General features: G+C 34.4%; 16 protein-coding genes. 1 reads left to right on the plus strand and 15 read right to left on the minus strand.

Going from position 1 to position 19,182, the window contains the following annotated elements; translation table 11 throughout:
• Positions 1-134: 134 nt before the first annotated feature.
• On the minus strand, positions 135-413 hold the full coding sequence (locus tag RTW14_RS16510; protein WP_312653472.1) for a NifU family protein: 279 nt from the start codon (positions 411-413) through the stop codon (positions 135-137).
• Between the two features lie 313 nt (positions 414-726).
• Here RTW14_RS16510 and RTW14_RS16515 point away from each other — a divergent pair, with 313 nt between their 5' ends.
• A complete protein-coding gene (locus tag RTW14_RS16515; protein WP_312653474.1) occupies positions 727-1,371 on the plus strand; it encodes a thiamine diphosphokinase in 645 nt (214 codons plus the stop codon).
• A gap of 67 nt (positions 1,372-1,438) precedes the next feature.
• Here RTW14_RS16515 and RTW14_RS16520 read toward each other — a convergent pair whose 3' ends face one another.
• The 14 genes from RTW14_RS16520 to rbfA form a co-directional block, all read right to left on the minus strand.
• Positions 1,439-3,619, minus strand: a complete 2,181-nt coding sequence (locus RTW14_RS16520; protein WP_312653476.1) for an LTA synthase family protein — start codon at positions 3,617-3,619, stop codon at positions 1,439-1,441.
• 188 nt (positions 3,620-3,807) lie between these two features.
• A complete protein-coding gene (locus RTW14_RS16525) occupies positions 3,808-4,155 on the minus strand; it encodes a Smr/MutS family protein (RefSeq protein ID WP_312653478.1) in 348 nt (115 codons plus the stop codon).
• 128 nt (positions 4,156-4,283) lie between these two features.
• The gene (locus RTW14_RS16530) at positions 4,284-5,975 is read right to left on the minus strand and encodes a methyl-accepting chemotaxis protein (protein ID WP_312653480.1); all 1,692 of its coding nucleotides are present in this window, start codon (positions 5,973-5,975) and stop codon (positions 4,284-4,286) included.
• 309 nt (positions 5,976-6,284) lie between these two features.
• A complete protein-coding gene (locus tag RTW14_RS16535; protein WP_312653482.1) occupies positions 6,285-7,445 on the minus strand; it encodes a tyrosine-type recombinase/integrase in 1,161 nt (386 codons plus the stop codon).
• A 299-nt stretch (positions 7,446-7,744) separates the two neighbouring features.
• Positions 7,745-8,959, minus strand: a complete 1,215-nt coding sequence (locus RTW14_RS16540) for an ammonium transporter (RefSeq protein ID WP_312653484.1) — start codon at positions 8,957-8,959, stop codon at positions 7,745-7,747.
• A gap of 116 nt (positions 8,960-9,075) precedes the next feature.
• Positions 9,076-9,714, minus strand: a complete 639-nt coding sequence (locus RTW14_RS16545; RefSeq protein WP_312653487.1) for a response regulator transcription factor — start codon at positions 9,712-9,714, stop codon at positions 9,076-9,078.
• Positions 9,704-11,599 carry a histidine kinase gene (locus tag RTW14_RS16550; RefSeq protein ID WP_312653489.1) on the minus strand — a complete coding sequence of 632 codons (1,896 nt, stop codon included), beginning with the start codon at positions 11,597-11,599 and terminating at the stop codon, positions 9,704-9,706. Before RTW14_RS16550 ends, RTW14_RS16545 begins: the two co-directional genes overlap by 11 nt.
• 119 nt (positions 11,600-11,718) lie before the next feature.
• Positions 11,719-13,827 (minus strand): polyribonucleotide nucleotidyltransferase, encoded by a 2,109-nt coding sequence (locus RTW14_RS16555; protein WP_312653492.1) that lies wholly within the window; start codon positions 13,825-13,827, stop codon positions 11,719-11,721.
• Between the two features lie 109 nt (positions 13,828-13,936).
• The gene (gene rpsO / locus RTW14_RS16560; protein ID WP_312653494.1) at positions 13,937-14,203 is read right to left on the minus strand and encodes a 30S ribosomal protein S15; all 267 of its coding nucleotides are present in this window, start codon (positions 14,201-14,203) and stop codon (positions 13,937-13,939) included.
• A gap of 127 nt (positions 14,204-14,330) precedes the next feature.
• Positions 14,331-15,812 (minus strand): putative bifunctional diguanylate cyclase/phosphodiesterase, encoded by a 1,482-nt coding sequence (locus RTW14_RS16565; RefSeq protein ID WP_312653497.1) that lies wholly within the window; start codon positions 15,810-15,812, stop codon positions 14,331-14,333.
• Positions 15,813-15,824: 12 nt separating this feature from the next.
• Complete coding sequence (locus RTW14_RS16570; RefSeq protein ID WP_312653499.1) at positions 15,825-16,754, minus strand: bifunctional riboflavin kinase/FAD synthetase; 930 nt, start codon at positions 16,752-16,754, stop codon at positions 15,825-15,827.
• A 3-nt stretch (positions 16,755-16,757) separates the two neighbouring features.
• The gene (gene truB, locus RTW14_RS16575) at positions 16,758-17,801 is read right to left on the minus strand and encodes a tRNA pseudouridine(55) synthase TruB (protein ID WP_312653501.1); all 1,044 of its coding nucleotides are present in this window, start codon (positions 17,799-17,801) and stop codon (positions 16,758-16,760) included.
• 3 nt (positions 17,802-17,804) lie between these two features.
• Positions 17,805-18,788, minus strand: coding sequence for a DHH family phosphoesterase (locus RTW14_RS16580; RefSeq protein ID WP_312653503.1), 984 nt, complete (start codon positions 18,786-18,788; stop codon positions 17,805-17,807).
• On the minus strand, positions 18,772-19,182 hold the full coding sequence (rbfA, locus tag RTW14_RS16585; protein ID WP_312653505.1) for a 30S ribosome-binding factor RbfA: 411 nt from the start codon (positions 19,180-19,182) through the stop codon (positions 18,772-18,774). The genes RTW14_RS16580 and rbfA overlap by 17 nt, the downstream gene beginning before the upstream one ends.

Raw genomic sequence — 19,182 nt, forward strand, 5'->3', positions numbered from 1 at the left:
GGTATTTAACTTTCTTAAACTCTCAATATACTGAGCTCCTGTCATTAACATAAAATAATCACTCCCTCTTTAAAATAATGATATAAATGATATATAATCAAGACTCTATAAATAAATCTTAATCACTTAGAAAATTAAAGCTCTTTGTTTAAAATTTTTCTAGCCATATCTAATATGTCATCACTTACAGCTGTGTCCAGTTTAACGTCTCTAACATCATCACATTCTTCCATAACAATTCGTTTTACAACATCTTCTATGGTCATTTGTGCAGATGGACAAGAGCAGCATGAACCTGTTAATTTAACCCAAACGATGTGATCTTCATATTTTGAGAGAACTGCTCCTCCATAATGTTCTGCTAACACAGGATTAACTTTTTCTTCTAGTACTTCCCTAATTTTTTTCTCCACAATATTACACCTCTTACTTTAATTGCATGTTATTGCATGTTAATTTTTTCTCAATATTAGCTATAGTATATCTTGTAAATCGTTTATTTTCAAGCAAATTATCTTATATATTCTGTTTATAAAATGTATTTTTGGTCAAACATATTACTGATCAAAAAGTAACCGCAAAGAAATAGCTGTATCATACAATTCTCCAATATGTTATACTTGTTTTTGAAAATCAGCCATATAGTTATCTGAAAATTTGGTTGTTTACGACAAATTTCTACAATTATTTTATTATGTATAATATTAAATAAAAAGAGGTAAATAAATGAATAAGTGTTTTATAATTACAGCGTTTATTAATGGCAGTATCAAAGACAACATAAATATAACTCAAAACGATTATATCATTTGTGCCGATGGAGGCTATAAATTTGCAACACAAGAAAAAATAACTCCTAATCTGCTTCTTGGTGACTTTGATTCCTTTAAAGGTCCTCTGCCTCAGGAAATCCAAACCATAACCTATCCCGTAGAAAAAGATGATACGGATACCATGTTATGCGTTAAATATGCTGTGGAAAAAGGTTTCAATGATATATGTCTTGTGGGAGGCATGGGTGGCAGATTAGACCATACTATATCCAACCTTCAAAGCATGTCCTGGGCAATTGAGTTTTGGAATGCAAACCACCTAAAAGGAAAAAAAATAAGCATGAGTGATTGTCAAAATCACGTCATGCTTATAATGGACGATTCAATTATAATATCCGGCACTCCAGGTGAAAAAATTTCTTTACTAAGTTACTCTGAAAATTGCATGAATGTAACTACAAAAAATCTCAAATGGGAACTTACAAATGCTCTTCTTCGCAATTCTTTTCCTCTAGGCATCAGCAATGAATTTTTAACCTCAGAGTGTGAAGTCTCTGTAGAGAAAGGGCAACTTCTTATCATCCGCGCTAAAGATTAAAACACAATTCCTTGTTATAATTTTATCAATCCCTACGTTTTGCTATTTATCTTTATACTATAGATCGCTAGAAAACCTCTTCTTTACTCTTTCCATCTTGATATACTTTTCTAAGGATATCGTTTTGCAAAATGTAAACAGATGTATCTGATATTCCCCTGGACCTCATATAATAATCATAAAATTGATCCACATCAACCTCTTTTCTTGTATTTAAATCCCATGCTCTGCCGTCTTTAAATACTCCATCTCGTGACATTTCAAAGCCATACCCATTCGTAAAGAAAGATCCATAAGGCATGTACGCATGTTCTGCAACCACTCCTTTATCGTAAGTAAACAAATTATGGCCTAAATAAATCGTATCTAAACTATCTAATCCTAAAACATAAGATATGGTTGGAAGAAAATCAATCTGCCCTCCGGTATTGTGTATAGTCGTAGTAATGTTTTCATCTGCACTAGGAACATGTATAATTAAAGGAATATTCATTCGATCATCCCAGTCATAATCGTGTCCTAGAAGCTTTCCCATGACTTTATTGGTTTCATCTGATGCTGGAAGGCCCATGTGGTCTCCATAAAGAGCAAAGACAGTATCTTCATATAGTCCTGCTTTTTTAAATTCATCAAATAAAATAGAAAGTGCATAGTCGGTATAAGCCGCACTATTAAGATAATTCCCTACTAAAGTACCCTTATCCTCTGGTGCAAGATCTATAAATTGGTACTTGTCCAGCATTTCATAAGGATGATGGTTCGAAAGAGTTATAACAAAACTGTAGAATGGTTCCTGCAGTTTTTTAATATATTGCATAGCCTGAGGATAAAACTCTGAATCTGTTAACCCCCAGCCCATCCATTCTGTCATTTTAAAGTTACCACCTGGACGAGCAGTATCACCTATCAATCCACCATAATAATGATCAAAACCCAACTGAGGGTAAATGTCATCTCTATTCCAGAAATCTCTATTTTCATGAGCGTGAAGAACTGCAGTTTCATACCCCTGCTCTTTTAACAGTACTGGCAAGCCCCTAAAGTAGTTCTTTTCATAAAGCTGATATGTAAATGCCTCTATTGACCCCATAATAGAATTATTTGTTGCAAACTCAGCATCAGAAGTATTTCCGGTTCCTACCTGCTGATAATAATTGTCAAAATAAACAGACTTATCCTTAACCAAACTATTTAAAAACGGAGTCACCTCTTGTCCATTATATTTCATCCCTATAAGAAAGTTTTGATAAGATTCTATTTGTATTACCACTAAGTTTTTTCCCTTAGCTACACCAAATAGTGGGCCATTTTTCTCAGTTTTATAGTTATCTGCAAATTCCATAATATGTTTCTGTCCAGATAAGCCAAATGCTTCTGTAACCAAATCTCCTACGTGATATGTAAAAAACTCCTGTCTAGCAATGGATTGAATAAAAGGTGAAAAAGAACTTGTTGCTATCAGTACGGCTATTATGCATATAGGAATCACTTGAGTCCTATGGGATCTCAAACGCTTAAGCTTTTCCCTTTTTCTTTTTCTTTCTGTCCTTTTTCTACTGACTCTTCCCTGATATAGTTTATCTTCAATACGCTGGTCTTCAAATTTTTGTTCTATAATATCTACTGTGTCCATAAACTCTTTATTTTCTTGCAATTCTCCTGTGCTCTCTTCTTGAGATTGTTCTAACGCCATAGCATCCAATTCTGCCAAAATATCTCTTGCTGGTTTATTTTCATCTTCATTTTCTATTTCTTCAAACGCCTGGTCTATCTTCTTTCGTTTTACTATTTTATGCCATGATATTCCACGTTGGTTTGTATCTAATAACAGGATTGTTATTAGTATTACTACAGCATCTATAAGCATAAAGAAATTAATAGGCCTCATAATCTGCTTTATACTAGCTGTAACATCTCCCAGCATACCTGCTGATCCCATTAATGCCACTGAAAGATATTTATTAAAGAAGCTGCAATAAGTTACATCAGCAAACATTAGAATAGCTAATACTAAATAAATAACTGAAGGAATGTATTTATTTTTGAATGAATTAAACAAGAAATATGTTATTGCCCAGGAAATAATACATATAAGTATAAAATTTGATTTTACTGACATTAAATTATAAAAGATAATAAATTTTACAGCTACTAAAAACACCGCTGCACATCCTATAACTCCATATTTATTCTTAAATTCCATCACAAACTGTTTTATTTTTTCAATATATTGATTCATCTTATCCATTTTTATCTCCAAGTTCATTAATTTAACTTGATTACTATACCATAAATTTAGTTAGCATTCAACAACTCTACATTTTTTTCATAAAACCTTCACATAAAAAGAGGCTTTCTCAAAATAATTTAATGGCATCTTGATTTTTCCTTATGCCTATAAATCTATATTTTGAGACAACCTCTTTTGTCCTGTTATTAAGACTTTAAAAGGATAACAGTCAATCCCCTATTGCCTTCTACATAATTATTGAAATCTTTCAGTTGAGGACATACCTCTATAAAACTGCTCTTGCAGTTTATCCATTCTTCTCCACCCACAAAAGCTCTGATTATTCCTCGGAGACTTCCCTCTTTCAGTTTGCCTTTCAGCGCTGCTTTAATAGCTCCTCCTACACCTGAAGATCCATAGCCATGGACAACTATTAATGCTCTGAATCCCATCCTTTTAGCGGTAGTCAGTTCATCTACAAGTTTTCGCAAAGCTACATCTACTGTCGGCTTCCCTCTCTCTAAATTAATTTCCTTAACTTTAACAGCTCCCAATTTTCACCTGTCCTTTATGCTTTATATTTTTGTATTTATTAGTCTATTTATTATACCATAATAGAAAACGCAAAGCAAAATAGATGTAAAAATCTTAATACCTAAACCTCACGGTTAGTCCATTGCTGCTATTTATTTAATTTAAACACACTGACACTTTCTTTTAACAGGTCTGCCTGCCCGGAAAGTTCTTCACTTGCTGCTGCACTTTCTTCTGAAGCAGCCGCAGTGCTCTGGACCACTTGTGAAACCTGCATGATTCCCTGATTAATCTGTTCCAATGCCGCCGCCTGCTCATTTGAAGCTAAGGCAATGTTATCAATCAGTTCTGACACTTTTGTAATTCCTACTACAATTTTATTTAATGCGCCAGCCGTTTCATTGGCAGTCAGAGTCCCATCTTCAACTTTTTTAATGGAATTTTGAATTAGTTCTGCAGTTTCTTTTGCTGCTTTGGCGGATTGTCCAGCAAGATTTCTTACTTCATCTGCCACAACAGCGAACCCCATGCCATGTTGTCCAGCTCTGGCAGCTTCGACCGCTGCATTGAGCGCTAGAATATTTGTCTGGAAAGCAATATCTTCAATCACCTTAATAATTTTACCAATATTATCTGAAGAATTGTTAATCTCATCCATAGCATGAAGCATCCCTGCCATTTGTTTGTTGCCTAATTCTGCATCTTCTTTAATGGTTTTGGCAAGTTCATCAGTAGTTTGTGCATTTTTAGCATTTTGCATTGTCTGAGATGTGATTTCTTCTAAAGATGCAGTCAATTCCTCCACAGAACTGGCTTGTTCAGTTGCGCCCTGTGAAAGAGAAACACTGGAACCTGATACGAGCCCTGCCCCTGAGTCCACCTGATTTGCTGATGAAACAATAGAAGTCACAAGATTATTAAATCTTTCCACCAAAGTAAACAACGCTTTACCAAGTACGTCGTTATCCGATTTAATCGGTACAACTACAGTTAAATCTCCTTCTGAGATTGCTTTAGTTATTTGTGCCTGCTGAATCGTGCTTGCAATTACCCTGTCAAAGGAACCCGCTAATATGCCTACTTCATCTCTTCTTAAATGTAGAAGCTTATCCTTTTCATCAATCACTTTATCAACATTGATGTCTCCTTCTGCAAGAATCTCAGCAAATGCAGCAAATTTCTGCATAGGTATACTAATTGTTCCAGAGATGTATCTTCCTAGAAGCAAAGCTATAATAAATGCGATGACTACTGTACCTGACATTATAAAGATTGTAGCCCATGCCGAATATTTATCCTTCATAAGTTTCTCTAACGCCAAAGAATCATTATATTTTGTAATCATCTCAAAGGCTTCATCCGCCTTTTGAGACTCTTCTACAGATCCCTTAATCAATGACAGTATATCTTTCTGCGTTTTTCCTGCATTTGCAGCTTCTAATACTTGGTTAACTGCTTCTTTATAGCTTTCATATGCAGTATTTGCATGATTAAAATTTTCTTGATCCTGGTTATCCGATATTGTTTTACTATAATTCTGCATATTTGTATCAGCTATTTCTAACTGCTTTAAAATTTCTTTGCAGTATTTTTCTTTATCCGTATCATAATTAATATATAAATCCCTAATTGCTGTTCTTACCTTTAGAAAATTAGCTTCTGCATTTATAGAATATTGTATTCCTAAAGTGCATTGATTATAGGTACTCTGCTGATGATTTACCATGTTCATAATGTTAATAATACCAATTGCGCCAACTAAAACACCTAAAAAAGCAATAAATAAAAATCCTGTTCTTAATTTTTGTGCGATTTTAATGTTTTCAAACCATTTCTTCATCCTTCTATATCCTTTCTTATAAAAACTGTTAGCGGCATAAATCACAACTTTGCTGTAACAACATCCCTGATACTTTAATATTTTTCTAAGTGAAATTTGATGGCTTATTATATAAAAAGTTGGAAATTAGAATGTTTGATTTTTAGAATCTGATCTTATACCAATTCGTTTCACAAATTGGTATAAATCATAAATTATGTATAAAAAACAATCTTGTTTGGGAAGCTAATACTCAAGATATTACAAAGTTAATTCGCAGTTTAGTTGAAACTACGACACATTGTGCATAACTACTGATATTTGCATCTTTTAAATAGATTTGACGGAATAATTGACGGTTAATGAATCAATCTTCATATGATTGATGTGCATAGTATTTAGCCTGTCTATAGCTAATTTTTTCTGTTCCATAAGAGAATGAGCATAAATGTTTAGTGTAATAGAAACATTAGAATGTCCCAGTATCTCACTTAGGGTTTTAATATCAATGCCTAACTCCAAAGCTCTCGTGGCAAAAGTGTGTCGAATTGCATGAAATTTACGATCTTTTACACCGGCCTTCACCAATATTCGTTTATATATTTTTTGATAAGTTCGAGGATCCATTGGTACATTAGCTCCAGAAAAAACATAACTATTTTCATTTAACGAGTGGTGTTTATTTTGCTGTGCTAAGTTAATTAAGAACTCAGGTAACGGAATTTTCCGCATTGATTTGCGGCTTTTTGGTTTGCCAACAAACAGCGTAGTTTTACTTTGACTGTGTTGGAAATTTTTTATGCGTGATACAGTTCTCATAATAGACATAGTTCCTGCTTCCAAGTCAATGTCACTCCACTTTAATCCGCAAAGCTCACCTAGTCTTATTCCGGTATAAAAGCATAATAATATTCCCAATGCTCGCTTATCGCTCCAATAAAGAGCAGTATTTTCAACCATACGCTGCTCCATAATAGTAAAAATCTGTACAGCTTCACTTTCACTCTTAGGCAGCTTAATATTTCCGATTATCAAAGAATGTTCCATTGAATCTTTCAAAACTTCCCCCAAAACCATTTTAAATATAGAAAGAATTTTTCGTTTATAAGATTCAGAAAAACAATTATTTTCTTTTATAGATTTTACAAATTGTGAAATCGAAATATCTGTAATCTGTTCATTGCCGGACTGCTGAAAAAAGGGAATCACATATTTTTGCATACAGCAATAGTAGTTTTCATAAGTAGACGGCTTTACTCTGTCAGCAATTCCACTCTTCAGCCAGGATTCAAACAAGCTAGATGAATTCTTAATCAAATGGTTCGTTTCCATCGTACAGGAATTTTCTTTTTCCTGATACTTACTCTTTTTCTCCTTTACTTCCTTATAGGTTTTGGCATAGATGTAATGATATTTTCCATCCGGTTTTAATATACGTCCTTCCCATCGTCCATCTTTGCGTTTATAAACATTTTCTCCTCTTCGTGCCATGATAATTGATACTCCTTTCAAAATGTGACGTTAAAGTTGACGGCTAATAAATCATAATATAACAAAACATATGGGATAAATACCCATATTTTTATTATATCACTATACAAATATACCAAATTTTTCTTTTTCGTCATTAATTTTTTTAATTTGACAATTAATATGGTCTCAATATATAATAAAAAAAGGCGTAGTTTCAACTAAACTGCGACCCTTTTAAAGGACTTTTATATTATAAAAATAAAAACAGACTACAACGCAGTCTGTTTTATTATGTTCTTTATTCTTTTTTAGCAATGTTAAATATGATATGCTTCTTCTTTATGAATACAAATATCAAGTCCTTTTTCTTCTTCTTCTTCACTAACACGAACAGGCATAAAGAAGTTTACAACTTTTAATATCAGATAAGTTACAACAAACGCATAGACAGAAGCAAAAATTGTTGCAAATAACTGTATTCCGAATTGATGAATATCTCCATATAGCAAACCATTAACCCCATCTACAGAATCCACTGCAAATACACCAACCAGAATGCTTCCCATTATTCCACCAACTCCATGTACACCCCATACGTCTAAGGCATCATCCCATTCTACTTTTTTTCTGAACTGTACTGCATAATAGCATACTACACCTGCCACGAGCCCCAATATTGCTGCTGCCCATGGTTTTATAAATCCAGCTGCAGGAGTAATGGTTGCAAGACCTGCTACTGCACCAGTCAAAATCCCTACAAAACTTGGATTCTTTTCTTTAATCCATGAAATAACAAGCCAAGTAACCATCGCAACTGAAGCACTTATATCTGTATTGATAAATGCAGTTGATGCCAGACCATCAGCAGCAAGTCCACCACCTGCATTAAATCCAAACCATCCAAACCATAAAAGGGCTGTCCCTAATGCAACATGTGTAATATTGTGAGGTTCCTGATCATTTTTGCTGATAAGTTTTCTTTTCCCCACAAAGAAGACTGAGGCTAAAGCAGCAAGCCCAGCACTTGCATGTACGGTAATACCGCCTGCAAAGTCAACTACACCCATCTGCTGTAAGAACCCACCGCCCCATACCCAGTGTGCTAATGGGATATAAATTAAAATACTCCAGGCCACTAAAAAAACTAAGTAACTTTTAAAATTCACTCGATCTGCAAAAGCTCCGGTTATAAGAGCTGGAGTAATGATAGCAAACATTTGCTGATAACTAAAGAAAGTCAAGAACGGAATGGTTGGACCATAATCCGGATTTGGATTCATCCCCACGCCTTGGAGGCAAATATATTTAAACCCGCCAATGATTCCATGAACATCTGGTCCGAATGCTAATGAAAATCCAAATACAAACCAAATAATAGTAACTACTCCCATAGATACAAAACTCTGCATCATGATAGTTAAAACATTTTTCCTTGATACCAGACCTCCATAAAAAAACGCCAGTCCAGGGGTCATCAAACATACCAAAGCAGCACATAAGATTATAAATGCTGTATCTCCTGAGTTAATCAATTTTTACACTTCCCTTCACTAATACAAATAAAATAATAAATCCAATAAGTAAAGTGTATAAAAATTAGTCTGCTGTTTAAATACTGTAAAACCCTTAAATTTATTAGGGAAAAACCTTAAAGTTCAATTATATGATTTCGTGCTGCATATAAAACTAACTCTGTGATATTTTTAAAGTTATGTTTTCTCATAATGTTTGCCCTATGAGTTTCTACCGTCTTAATTGAAATCATAAGGAAATCAGCTATCTCTTTATTACTAAAACCTTCTGCAATGAGTTTAAGTACTTCACGTTCACGACCTGATAATTCTTTATTTGATTTTTCATTTTGTAGAAATCCATTCAGCATGATAGGAGCAAGCACAGATGATACATATATTTCCCCCTCCATAACCTTTCGTACAGCAGTAATCAGCTCTTCAAAAGCATTTTCCTTAAGTACATATCCCTTTGCACCACTATTAAATGCTTCCGCAAGCATTTCCTCATTCTTATGCATGGTTAGAAAAATAATTTTTAAATCTGGAAATGAATAGTTCAGATTTTTACATACATCCAATCCACTTTTTCTGGGCATTGATATATCTAATAACAGAACATCTGGATTTTTCTGCATACAAAGTTGTTCTACTTCGATTCCATCATCTGCCTGTCCAACCACTTCTATATCTGTTTCTTGTGACAAAAGTATATCTAAAGATTCTCTCAGCATTTTATGATCATCTGCCAAAAATATTTTTATTTTATTTCCCATCGTTAACAGGTACCTCCATAATCACTGTTGTTCCACCCTCAAGTCTGCTTGTTACTTGAAAATTACCTCCCAGCATTTTTACTCTATCACCCATAGATAAAATACCCAATCCCAATTCATTTTTATTTATGTGAAACCCTATGCCATCATCAGCAACTTTAAACACATATACCTTTTTCACCTCATCATATGAAATTGTAATAAATACATTTTGGGCTTTTGCGTGCTTTATTACATTTGTTAGTGCTTCTTGTAGAACCCTGTATATATTCAACGCTATTGTATCATCAACTGACGGTAACTCGTCTTTAATTGTCAGTTTACAAGAAATTTTCTCTAATTCATTTACTTTTTGGGTTAATGCTTTAATAGCTCCCGTTAAGCCTTTCTTCTCAAGAATTTTAGGACTTAAATTATTTAACACCTCACGCATTTCCATTAACGATGTTTCTGCAAGATGTAAAGCTTTCTCCATATTGGTAGAAAGTCTTTCATCCTTTTTATCTTCTACTTGCTTTTTTGCAAGCCCTAGCATAAGTTTTAAAGCTGCTAAGCTTTGTCCTACCCCATCGTGTAAGTCTCTCGCCAGCTTTTCTCTTTCCTGCTCTTCTGTAACTACAAGAAGCCTTGCCTGCTTTCTCAGTAAACTATTCTTTTCTTTGATTTCAGCCTCAAATCCTGATATTTCAATATACTTTTCCCATGAATAGTAATCTTCAAATTCAACAATATTTAATCCTTTTTCCTCTTCCTCTGTAGTAACTCGGAGTCCAATGGTTTTATCTATTATAATAAACAAGATATAGGAAAGCCCGAAAACCCATATAAAATTTGCCAGAATTCCAATAACCTGAACCCCAAATTGAGAAATTCTGTCAGGCAAATTTAAATACTGCTCTTCAATAAAAAATGGTAATAGTAAACAACCTGCAATTCCTCCCACCAAATGAGCCGGAATGGCATTTACAGCATCATCCAGCTTCCATCTTTCAAGCAAATATCTTGAGGAATCTACTATTATTCCGGTTATAAATCCTATTTCAATTGCTGCTACTGGCGTACAGTAAAAAGCTCCTGCAGTAATTGCCACTAGCCCACCAAGTACTCCATTAAACAATGAGACCAGATATCCTCCATTTTTTTTCATTAAAAAGTTTAAAATGAGTGCCCCTGCCATGCCTGCTGCTGCGGACAAATTTGTATTTAAAACCGCTATTCCGACTTCTTCTGAAAATCTGAATGTGCTTCCACCATTAAACCCCATCCATCCAAACCATAGTATAAATACGCCTAAAGTTGCAATAGGAATATTAGATCTTCCTGAAGTAGCCTTTTTACGGCCTCCTACCACAGTTATCCCTGCCAGAGCTATAAAACCTGCTGTGACATGTACTACAGAAGCTCCAGCGCAATCTATAAACCCAAGCTTCTGCAGCCACGGACTTTGATTTAAGAAATTGCCCCCCCATACCCAATGTCCAAAAATAGGATATATTAATATACTACTTACAAAAGCAGCAATTTGTAATGGTACAATCTTTGTTCTTTCAGACATTGCTCCTGCGAAAATTGTTACTGCAACAGCTGCAAACATTAACTCTATAAAAACAAAAGCAAAGCCTAAATCATTTTGGGAAGTAATACCTTTAAGTCCCCAAAGGCTTATACCAATTATCCCATGAAAAGTTTTGCCAAACATAAGTGGAAAACCTACTAAACAAAAACAAATAGTAGTAACCATAAATGTCAGCAGATTCTCAATTGAAACAAATATAATATTTTTACTCTGAATAAACCCTACTTCTAAGCATGTTAATCCTGCTTGCATAAAAAATACAAAACAGCCACAAATTACTATCCAAATTATGTCGAGACTTAGTTCCATGCTTTTACCTCTTTTTCATAAAAATATAAGAATAATTATACTGCAAAGAAAAATTTATGTCAAAAAGGCAGAGAATCCTCAGACTCTCTGCCTTTATCTTTAAATAAATTTAAATGTTCTTACAAAAGTTCTTTTCTAGAAAGATTAATTCTATTCTGGCTATCAATTTCAGTAACCTTTACCGTTACAACATCACCGATATTCATAACATCCTCAACCTTCTCAACTCTCTCTTTTGCCATTTTAGAAATATGAAGAAGCCCTTCCTTACCTGGTAAAATCTCAATAAATGCACCAAAATTCATAATTCTAGTAACCTTACCTTCATAAGTTTCTCCAGCTTCTACATCCTTAGTAAGAAGTTCAATCTGCTTCTTAGCAGCTTCTGCCCCTTCCATATTTGGACTGTAAATGCTAATTAATCCAGGCTTATCATCTGAAATATCAATCTTAACACCTGTTTCATCAATAATCTTGTTGATCATCTTTCCACCAGGTCCAATTACAATTCTAGTCTTATCTGGATCAATATTTAAAGTAATTGCTCTTGGAGCATAAGCTGACATCTCTGTTCTTGGTGCAGGAATTTCATCAAGCATTTCCTTCATGATGTGCATTCTTCCGTCATGAGCCTGCTTTAAAGCATCTTGTAAAATTTGTCTTGAAAGTCCGTGAACCTTAATGTCCATCTGAATAGCGGTAACTCCTACTTCAGTACCAGTTACCTTAAAGTCCATGTCACCAAGGAAGTCTTCCATACCCTGAATATCAGAAAGAATAGCAATCTTGCTGCTTCCATCTTCTTCAACTCTTTCAATAAGTCCCATTGCAATGCCTGAAACAGGTCTCTTAAGAGGAACACCTGCATCCATCAAAGCAAGGCATGAACCACAAGTTGATCCCATAGAAGTAGAACCGTTTGAAGATAGAACTTCTGATACCACTCTAATCGCATAAGGGAATTCCTCTACACTTGGAAGAACTGGGATTAAAGCTCTTTCTGCTAAAGCCCCATGTCCAATTTCTCTTCTTCCTGGACCTCTTGAAGTTCTTGCTTCCCCTACTGAATATGATGGGAAGTTATAGTGATGCATATATCTCTTTTCTGTATCTTCTGTAATGCCGTCAATTGTCTGTGACTCTGATGCAGGAGCTAAAGTACAAACTGAAAGTACCTGAGTTTGTCCTCTTTTAAATAAGCCTGTACCATGTGTTCTTGGTAAAATACCAGTTTCGCACCAAATAGGTCTTATTTCTGTAGTCTTTCTATTATCCGGTCTGATACCTTCATCTAAAATCATTGCACGTACAGTTTCCTTTGTAATGTTGTAAAGAACAGCTGAAATGTCTTTACCATTTTCAGGATAAATCTCTGCAAAGTGTTCCTTTGTTTCAACTTCAACCGCATCCATTTTATCAAGTCTTTCAAGCTTGTCTACCGTCTTAATTGCAGCTTTCATTTTATCTACTGCAAATGCTCTTACAGCCTGATTAATTTCTTCTGAAACCTTATAAAGTTCAGTCTGCTTCTTAGGCTTACCTACCTCTGCAATAATTTCCTCAATAAATTCAACCAATTTTTTAATTTCTTCATGAGCAAACATGATAGCATCTAACATGGTTTCTTCTGGAACTTCCTTAGCTCCAGCTTCAACCATCATAATTGCATCCTTTGTACCAGAAACAACTAAATGCATTTCTGATTTTTCTCTCTGTTCAAGTGTAGGATTTACAATAAATTCACCATCAATCATACCGATTAAAACTGATGCTGTAGGACCTTCCCAAGGAATGTCTGAAACGGAAAGCGCAATTGATGACCCTAACATCCCTACGATTTCAGGTGAACAGTCAGGATCAACACACATAACAGTAGCAATAACTACTACATCATTATAATACCCCTTTGGAAAAAGTGGTCTAATAGGTCTGTCTATAAGTCTTGAACTTAAGATTGCCTTTTCACTTGGTCGTCCTTCTCTTTTAATAAAACCGCCAGGAATCTTTCCTGCCGCATACATTTTTTCTTCATAATCTACACTAAGTGGAAAAAAGTCAATATCTTGCCTTGGTTCCTTTGAAGCAGTCGCAGTAACATTTACTACTGTGTCTCCATACTTTACCATAGCCTGTCCATTTGCCTGCTCACATACCTTACCGATTTCTACCTGCAACAATCTTCCACCAATTGCAGTTCTAAACGTTCTATAATCTTCAAATCTTGCCATTATTAACAACTACCTCCTGTTAACCTTTGCTCTATTTTTGCCAATCTGCACCTTATTATGCATTATATAAATAAAAGCGGAGCTTTTATGCCCCGCTTGTATTCCTTAATTACTTTCTTAATCCTAAACGTGCAATAAGATTTCTATATCTTTCAATATCCTTATTCTTTAGGTAATTAAGAAGATTTCTTCTCTGTCCAACCATCTTTAAAAGACCTCTTCTTGAGTGATGGTCCTTCTTATGAATCTTTAAATGTTCATTTAAATCGTTAATTCTAAAAGTAAGAACTGCAACCTGAACTTCAGGGGATCCAGTATCTCCTTCTTTTAACTGATAATCTTTAATAATTTCCGCTTTTTTAGTCTGATCAATCATTTTAAATTCTCCTTTTCTTCATTCACCTTTGCTGAGTTTTCGTCGGAGTTTCGAGAAACTAGGCCAAAGGCATATATACATTGACAACTAATCATAACATAACTGTATGTTATTTGTCTAGTGGTTTTTAAATTCCCTTAATAAGTATATCTTCAAAGTCTTCAGGCTTCATAGGTCTAGCAAAGTAAAAGCCTTGGGCAACATCGCATCCCATGTTTTTCAATGTCTCTGCCTGTTCTTTTGTTTCAATTCCCTCTGCAACAGTCTCAAGATTTAACTCTTTAGACATTCTTATAATGCTATTTATAATTTTTTTACCCTTCTGACTATCAAAAGTCTCTGATAAAAATTCTTTATCTATTTTAATTATATCTGCTGGCATATCTTTCAAAATGCTCAATGAAGAATATCCGCTGCCAAAATCATCTATTGATACATAAAATCCCACAGATTTTAGTTCATTAATAATATGTATAATTCTTTCAGTACCGCGTTCCAAAGTTCCTTCTGTTATTTCAATTTCCAGACAATTTGTTTCTACCTGATATTTTTCAGTAATTTCTTTAAGTTCTTTGACTAAATTATCCTTACCTAAAGTAACTCTCGAAATATTAACAGATATTCTAGGAATTCTTACCACTCGTGATTTTTCCCATTTCTGCATCATTTTACAGGTGGCTTCAAATATATACATATCCAGCTTTTCAATAAAACCATTTTCTTCAAATAATGAAATAAACAATAGTGGAGATAGCATACCCATATCAGGATGCTTCCATCTTACTAAAACTTCAGCACCTATAAGTACCTCATCTTGTAAAGAAAATTTTGGCTGCATACAGGTTATAAATTCTCCATGCTGCAATCCTGCTTCCATGCCAACAGTAATTTTCTTTTTAAGCTCCATATGCTTGTCCATCTCAGTTGTATATTCAGCGATAGGATTTCCAACTCTGCCTTTTATAGTTTTCTTTGCGATATTGGCATAATCCAACATTACAGATATGCCTTTTAATGGTTGTTGAATGACATAAACCCCTGTACTTAAGGTTAAATTATAATCTGGTCCCAATATATCTTGTACATCTTTCTTTAAGGGCCGATCATCTGACAAAGACTCAAATATTTTTTCTTTATTGCTGGTCTTGCTAATAAAAACAAAATTATCAGCCGATCTTCTAGCAGTCAGCATGACTTCATCAGGCAGTATCAATTCTATATGCCCCGCAAGAACTTTTAACACTTCATTTCCTGCATCATAGCCATATATATCATTAATATACTTAAAATTATTAACATCAATGCTCACAAGCATATATTCCTCAGGTTTTGCGGTATCAAGCAATGCTCTGGCATCAATCTTAAACTTAGCTAAAGAAGCCTTTCCAGTACTGCTATCTATATATAAAACTGCTTTAAGGCGTCTATTACTTGCTACAATCACAATTAGTGCTATGGCAAAAAAGATAGTTAGTATGCCCAGCATCATCCAAGCATTGTCTTTTATAAGCTTCGAAAAAAATGAAGGTTCAAAGCATGGCAAAATAGTGATAAATAATATCACTATAACCCCAAAAGCTATTGTACCTTTAATCCCACTTTTTATCATATGTCTTCACCACTACTTAGTTCTTCTATGATAATCCTTTGCCATAATACAATCGCTTGTAATCTGCTTAGATAATTCCGCTACATTTTTGAACTTTCTTTCATCTCTTGTTTTTTCTAAAAATTCAACTCTGATAGTTTTACCATAAAGCTCTTTATTAAAATTAAAAATATGTGTTTCCACATTCTTTTTATAATCCCCAATTGTTGGTTTCACACCTACATTGGTTACACTTGGATATCTTACACCGTTATATGTACAAGAAGTAACATATACCCCATTAGGCGGAGTAACCATATTTTCATCTATTATGAGGTTTGATGTTGGAAATCCAATTGTTCTACCAATTTTATTTCCTATAACAACTTCACCACCTATTGAATAATTTCTTCCCATATACTTCATGCACTGATCTACTTTTCCCTCTGCTATTAGACTTCTTATAAACGTACTGCTTACCAAATTTCCATCTATCTGAAAAGGCTCTAATACATGAATACCAAATCCTTTTTTGATTCCCTCATGCATTAAAATCTCTGGTGTACCTTCCGCTTTGTAACCAAACTTATAATTAAAACCACAGTAGGCCTGCTTCATTTTAAATTTTCCAATCAAAATGTTGTCTATAAAATCAATGGGTTTCATTAAACGTATATATTCATCAAAAGGAATATTAAATAAATAGTCTACACCCAGATTTTCAATTATCTTTGCTTTTTCATCAAAATATAATATATTTTTGACTATCAGTTCCCCCGAATTAACATTCTTAGGATGATTTGAAAAAGTAAAGACTGCACTTCTTAAATTTGCTGCCTCAGCCGTCTTTACAGTTCTTGTAATAAGTGCTTGATGCCCCTTATGAACTCCATCAAAATTTCCCAAAGCAACAACAGTATTTTCTACGTTCTTAATCTCGTCTAAACTATTAAAAATTATCATTTTCTACCCTCTGCCAAAAACTTTGTCTGCTTTAAATTCCTTAGTCTCTTCGTTAAAAAAAGCCACTCCAAGAAATATGTCCTGCTCATCTCTGCGCATATAAGCATTGTATGCATACCTAAATTCATCTCTAATCTTAATGTGTGGCTGTTCATTCTTAAATTTGGGATCTTTCTCTATCAGGACCTGTTTATCGCTAACATATCCACCATCACAAAACCACTTAACTCTATCTTCATTCAAAATTATCTTCCCAAAATTAACTAAAGGGAAATCTACATCTGTAATGTGATTATTAATTTCGTTTGGTAATGCTCTTGCATATTTTACTATTCTTCCTGTCTCAAGGCTCCTTATATCTTCACCTTGTCTTAAAGCTTTCAATTCTTCCATACTTACAGAATTTTCTATAGCAAACTCTCCGCTTGCAGTTCTCGTAAGCACACTCATGGATGCCCCACATTCCAAAACCTCACCTATATCTCTGCACATAGACCTTATATAGGTTCCTTTAGAACAGGTCACCTCAAAACTAAACTTTCTTTCATTCAAAGAAATCTGTAGCAATTTTATATCTTTAATATACACCTGTCTTGAAGCAATTTCAACTATTTCTCCAGCCCTGGCATATTCATAGAGTTTACGCCCATTTACCTTAAGTGCTGAATATTTAGGAGGAATCTGTGTAATTGTACCAGTAAATCTTGCTAAAACAGATTTTATAACACTCTCTGAAATCTTTCCATTTTCTATAAGCTGCTCTGTCTTTTTAATATCTTCTTTAACCGTCTTTCCCCATATATCAAGGGTGTCTGTTTCCAGCCCTAATAAAATTTCACATGTATATTTTTTAAAATCCAAATCCAGATATTCAGTAATCCTAGCAGCACTACCTATGCAAACTGGTAAAACACCCTCTGCCATGGGGTCAAGAGTCCCTGTATGTCCAATTCGCTTTATTCCCGTCAAACTTCTTATAACATTAACACAATCATGGGAAGTAAAGCCCTTTGGCTTGTTAATATTAATAATTCCCTGCTTAATCATCAGCTAACCTTTCAGATACTCTTCAACTAACTTAATCATTGTTTTCTTAGTCTCTTCAAAACTTTGATATATAGTGCATCCAGCCGCTCTTGCATGTCCGCCTCCATTAAGTTTCTGGCTCATCTCAGCAACATTTACAAACTTCTTTGAACGCATGCTGACCTTACACTTATTTGGTTCAATTTCTTTAACAAATATAGAAACTTCAATCCCTGAAATATTTCGTAAAGTCTCTATCATTCCCTCAGTTTCTTCCATTTTACCCTGAGTTTCTTCAAACATTTTCTGTGTAACTCCACAGATAGCAGCCTGCCCTTTTGCAAATACAATTAATTCCTGCAAAGCCTTTGTTTGTAACAAGAGTTTTTCTAATCTATTATTTTGATATAATTCAACACTTATTTCATTGTAATCAACACCATAATCACATAATTCTGCTGCAATTAAGTGTGTTTTTTTAGTTGTATTAGAATACTGGAAATTTCCTGTATCTGTAGTAATTGCAGCAAAAATAGCCGATCCAATTTCTTTATCAATTTGTATCGGCATTTCTTTAAGTAATTCATATACGATTTCGCCTGTAGCAGACGCCGTCGGATCAATATAATTAAAATCAGCAAAAGGTTCTGTTGTAACATGATGATCTATGCATCCCTTTTGCTTACCTTCAAAGAATTTCTGTTTTCTTTCCTTAAACCGGTCTGCATCACCACAATCAATACATAAACAAATATCAGGATTTTCAATTACATGATTGTCATAGGTACAATAATCCTTGTCCAAAAATTGCAAAAAGGCAGCAATATCATCTTCAATAAGAATATGCGCCTGTTTGCCAAGTTTTCTGAGCGCTATACAGAGTGCTACAGAAGAGCCTAGAGTGTCGCCGTCCATATTTATATGGGTGAACAGCAACACACTCTTTGAAGCCATTAAAATCTCTGCTATCTCTTTTAATGTATTCTTGTTTTTATTCATCTTCTCCATCCGGTTCTTCTTCACTTTTATAGTTTTCTATTCCTAAACTTCCAATTATTTTTGAAATATGTCTTCCGTATTCCAATGATGTGTCCATCTTAAAAATCAGATCTGGAACATGCCTCAATTTTATACTTCTACCAATTTCCCTTTTTATCAAGCCTTTTGCACTTTTAAAAGCAGCAAGGACATCTTCCTTCTCTTTCTGAGCTGTTTCTTCATCATTGCTGCTGCCAAGTACCGTAACATATACAGTAGCATAACTGCCGTCAGAGGTAACCTCCACAGCAGATATGCTAACTAATCCTGATAATCTTGGGTCTTTAATTTCTCTAAGAAGCAATTCTCCAATTAGTTTCTTGATTTCTTCACCGAGACGGCCTTGTCTATACCCTTTGCCCAT

This window comes from Aminipila sp., assembly GCF_032051575.1.
Lineage (GTDB): Bacteria > Bacillota > Clostridia > Peptostreptococcales > Anaerovoracaceae > Aminipila.